The following is a 4,276-nucleotide window of genomic DNA, read 5'->3' as shown; positions in this document are numbered from 1 at the left end:
CTCGAGCTGGATGCCGGGCGCGACTTCGACTCGCAGATCGTCGTCAAGGTCAACGTCGCCGACGTGCTGCGCACAGAGCTCGCACGGCCGTCGTGGCCCGGCGATCCGGTCATGCTCGGCACAAACACCGACCCGTATCAGCGGGCCGAGGGACGGTACCGACTCATGCCCGGCATCATCCAGGCGCTGACGGATGCCGGCACCCCGTTCTCGATCCTGACCAAGGGCACGCTGCTACGCCGGGATCTTCCGCTTCTGACAGAAGCCTCGTATGAGGTCGATGTCTCACTGGCGATGTCGATAGCCGTGTTCGACGATGCACTACAGCGCACGCTCGAGCCGGGGACGCCGAGCGCAGCCGCGCGCCTCGAGACCGTGAGAGCGGCGACGGATGCCGGATTCCGCGTCACCGTGTTCCTGATGCCGATCCTCCCCCACCTCACCGATTCAATTGCCACGCTCGATGATGCGCTGGGGCGCATCCGAGCGGCCGGCGCACACCGAGTGGTCTTCGGCGCGCTGCACCTGCGCCCGGGGGCGAAGCAGTGGTTCTGGCAATGGCTCGAGCGGGAGCATCCGGAACTCGTCGGGTCGTATCGCGGCCTGTACCCGGGCGCTTCCGCGTACGCGCCGAAGCCGTACCGTCAGTGGCTCGCCAAGCGCGTTCGGCCGCTGCTGCGGGTGCACGGCCTGACGGGGCACGCCGAGGAAGAAGCGCCGCCACGCGAGCCGGTGCCCGGTCTGGCAGCGCGGCGTGCCGCGGCATCCGTCGTCACGACCTCGCGCGGCAGACGTGCTGACGCGGCAGCGATGCTGTTCTGAGCCCGCCGCTTCTACGCATGGAGGTAGGACACATCCCGCAGGCAGGACGATCCGGTGAGGATTCGTCCTGCCTGCGGGATATTGCCTACGTCAGAGAGGTGGCGGCGGCGCGTCAGGCGTCGACGTCGGCGAGCTGACGGCCCGCGATCTCCTCGAGCAGGTCGTCACCGACGCGAGCGTCCTCGAAGGGCGCCTCGATCTCGGCGCGATCAAGCATCTCGGTCATGCGGCGACGACGCTGACGCGTGATGAGCGTGACGACCCGACCCTCGCGACCCGCGCGGCCGGTGCGTCCCGAGCGGTGCAGGTACGTCTTGTACTCGTCGGGAGCGTCGGCCTGCACGACCAAGTCGATGTCATCGACGTGGATGCCGCGCGCGGCGACATCCGTCGCGACGAGCACCCGCACCCGGCCCGAGGTGAGCTTCTCGAGGTTGCGCGTGCGCTTGGCCTGGTTGAGGTCACCGTGCAGGGCGAGGGACGGAATGCCGGCGTCGTCGAACTGCTCGGCGAGCATCTCGGCGTAGGCGCGGGTACGAGCAAACACGAGGGTCTTGCCGTCGCGGTCGACGAGCGAGGTCAGGATCTCGGCCTTGTCGCGGTGGTCGATCACGAGCACGCGGTGCTCGATGGTGCTCGAGTCCTGGTCTTCACCCGCAACCTCGTAGACGGCAGGCTCGACGAGGAACTCGTCGACGAGCGCAGCGACCTCGCGGTCGAGCGTCGCTGAGAACAGCAGCTTCTGGCTACCGTCAGCGGTCAGACGCAGGATGCGCTGCACCGGCTCGAGGAAGCCCAGCTCACACATGTGGTCGGCCTCATCGAGGACGGCGATCCGAACATCCGAGAGGTCGAGCTTGCCCTGTTCGACGAGGTCCTCGATGCGGCCCGGGGTCCCGACGATGATGTCGACGCCCTTCTTGAGCGCACCGACCTGGCGGGCCTGGGGTACACCACCGTAGATCTGCGTCGTGAACAGACCGACGCTGCGGGCGATCGGCTGGATCGTGCGGTCGATCTGCAGCGCGAGCTCACGCGTGGGAGCGAGCACCAGAGCCTTGGGCGATCGGCCGAACTCACGACGGCTCCCCGCCTGCGAGCGCAGGATGCTCTCGACGAGCGGTGCGCCGAACGCGATGGTCTTACCCGACCCGGTCCGTCCGCGGGCGAGCACATCGCGACCCTCGAGGATCGGCGCAACGGTGGCCGCTTGAATCGGGAACGGCGTTGCCGCACCCAGCTCGGCAAGCACGCGAACGATGTTCTCGCCGAGGCCCAGATCACCGAAGCTCACGCCCTCGACAGCATCGGCCTGAACAGCGTCAGCCTGCAACCGCTCGTGGACAACGTCGACGTGCTCTTCGTGTGCGGCCGAGCGCGTCGGCGCGTTCCAGTCGGAGCGGTTCGGACGGTCGTCGCGGCGCGGCCGGTCGTCACGACGGGGCCGGTCACCGTAACCGGCACGGTCGTCGCGACGCGGGCGGTCACTGTACGACGGGCGATCCTCACGACGGGGACGGTCTGCCTGGGAGGGACGGTCGTCGCGACGCGGACGATCCCCGTAGCGGTCCTGGCCCTCGCGCTGCGGACGGTCATCACGACGGGGCCGGTCACCGTAACCACCGCGGTCATCCCGACGCGGACGGTCACCGTACGAGGGACGGTCATCACGACGCGGGCGATCACCGTACGCGGGGCGATCATCACGCTGCGGGCGGTCGTCACGACGCGGGCGGTCGCCATACGACGAACTGTCATCACGACGCGGACGGTCGTTGTACGACGGCCGGTCATCCCGACGTGGGCGATCACCGTACGACGGACGGTCATCACGACGCGGGCGATCACCATACGACGGACGGTCATCACGGCGTGGGCGATCACCATACGACGGACGGTCATCACGACGGGGACGGTCGGAGTAACGATCCTGACCCTCACGACGCGGGCGGTCCCCGTACGCGGGGCGGTCATCTCGCGCGGGGCGGTCATCCCGACGCGGGCGGTCATCGCGGGCGTGGGTGCGGATGGCGCGAGCCTCGTCGCGACCGGCACGCTCCTGCGCCGTCCAGCGGCGCTTAGGCTCGCCGCTCGACTCAGCGGTCTCGGGGCGGTAGCCGCGGTGACTCGGGCTCTTGCTGCCTGGCTTTCCGGCCGACGACGTACCGGGACGACGCTTGCGGTCCTGGTACGCGGTCTTCTCGCCATAGCGCGGTTCGAAGTTCTTGGCTGCGCGGCCGCCGGCCGGCTTCTTGCTCTTGGGCATGGGTGTGTTCTTCCTGGGTTCTCTCGCACGAGAACAGCAGTCGAGACGCGCTCGACAGGCCCGGACTCTCTTGGCCGGGGGCCATTCATGTGATGGTCATGTGCGCCGATCGGCGCTCACCATCGGCCCCAAGGACTCACAAACCCACTCGCCATACAAGGCAATGTCCAGAGCCGACCGATCCAGGGTACAGGCTCACCCTGAGAAACCCCCACGTCGGCACCTCGGCACCATCGGAACGGATGCGTCACTCAGGGCCTCTAGCATGGGCACGACGCCAGCCGAGGAGGACCCATGATCGACACGCGCCACGACCCCACCGGGGAGCAGTTCCACCTCTCGAGCGCCGACGGCCGGGTAACGGCGCACCTCACGCAGGTGGGGGCGACGATCCGCGGACTGACCGTCGACGGCGTCGACCTCATCGCACCCTACCCCCAGGGGATGCCCGCACCCGCGGCATCCGGAACCGTGCTCGTGCCGTGGCCGAACCGCGTCCGGGGCGGCACGTGGAGCCACGATGGCACCACCTACCAGCTGTGGATCACCGATCCGTCGGTCGGGGGCGCATCGCACGGGCTGCTGCGCTTCATGCCGTACACCGTCGCCGAGCAGTCCGGCGACAAGCTCACGCTCGCGGCGACCGTCTTTCCGCAGAGCGGCTACCCCTTCCAGCTCGATACGACTGTCACGTATGCGCTGACTGCCGATGGCATCGAGGTCACCCACGTCATCGAGAACGTCGGCACGGATGCCGCACCCGCGGCCCTCGGCACCCACCCGTACTTCACGCTCGGTGATGTTCCGACCGCCGATCTTGTCTTGACCTCGCCGGGCCAGAAGATGCTCGTGCTCGACGACGCGCTGATCCCGATCGACGAGGTACCGGTGGACGCGGCATCCGATCTTCGGGAGGGCGCCCGGCTCGGGGATGTCTCGCTCAACACGTGCTACACCGAGATCGCCCGGGACGCCGACGGGATGCTGCGCCACCGCCTGAGCGCGCCCGATGGGCGGACCGTCACGATCTGGCAGGGGCCAGACCTCGACTACGTGCAGGTGTACACGACTGACCGCTACCCGAACCGCGAGTTGGCCGTCGCCATCGAACCGATGAGCGCGGTGCCTGACGCCCTCAACTCCGGTCGAGGTCTGCGCTGGCTGGCGCCGGGCGAGACCTGGACCGTG

General features: G+C 68.5%; 3 protein-coding genes. 2 read left to right on the top strand and 1 reads right to left on the bottom strand.

The genetic code is table 11. From position 1 onward, the window contains the following. Positions 1 to 822, top strand: an 822-nt coding sequence (locus Q1V87_RS14410) for a radical SAM protein (protein WP_300594329.1), incomplete at its 5' end; no start/stop codon positions are given. 112 nt (positions 823 to 934) lie between these two features. Here the strand turns inward: Q1V87_RS14410 and Q1V87_RS14405 are convergent. Beyond that, on the bottom strand, positions 935 to 3,088 hold the full coding sequence (locus Q1V87_RS14405) for a DEAD/DEAH box helicase (RefSeq protein ID WP_300594326.1): 2,154 nt from the start codon (positions 3,086 to 3,088) through the stop codon (positions 935 to 937). Between the two features lie 294 nt (positions 3,089 to 3,382). Between Q1V87_RS14405 and Q1V87_RS14400 the strand changes: the two genes are divergently transcribed. Further along, a partial coding sequence (locus Q1V87_RS14400; protein ID WP_300594323.1) for an aldose 1-epimerase family protein occupies positions 3,383 to 4,276 on the top strand: 894 nt, incomplete at its 3' end.

The organism is Microbacterium sp. (genome assembly GCF_030149085.1).
Taxonomy (GTDB): Bacteria; Actinomycetota; Actinomycetes; order Actinomycetales; family Microbacteriaceae; genus Microbacterium.
This window is presented reverse-complemented; position numbering and strand designations above follow the sequence as displayed.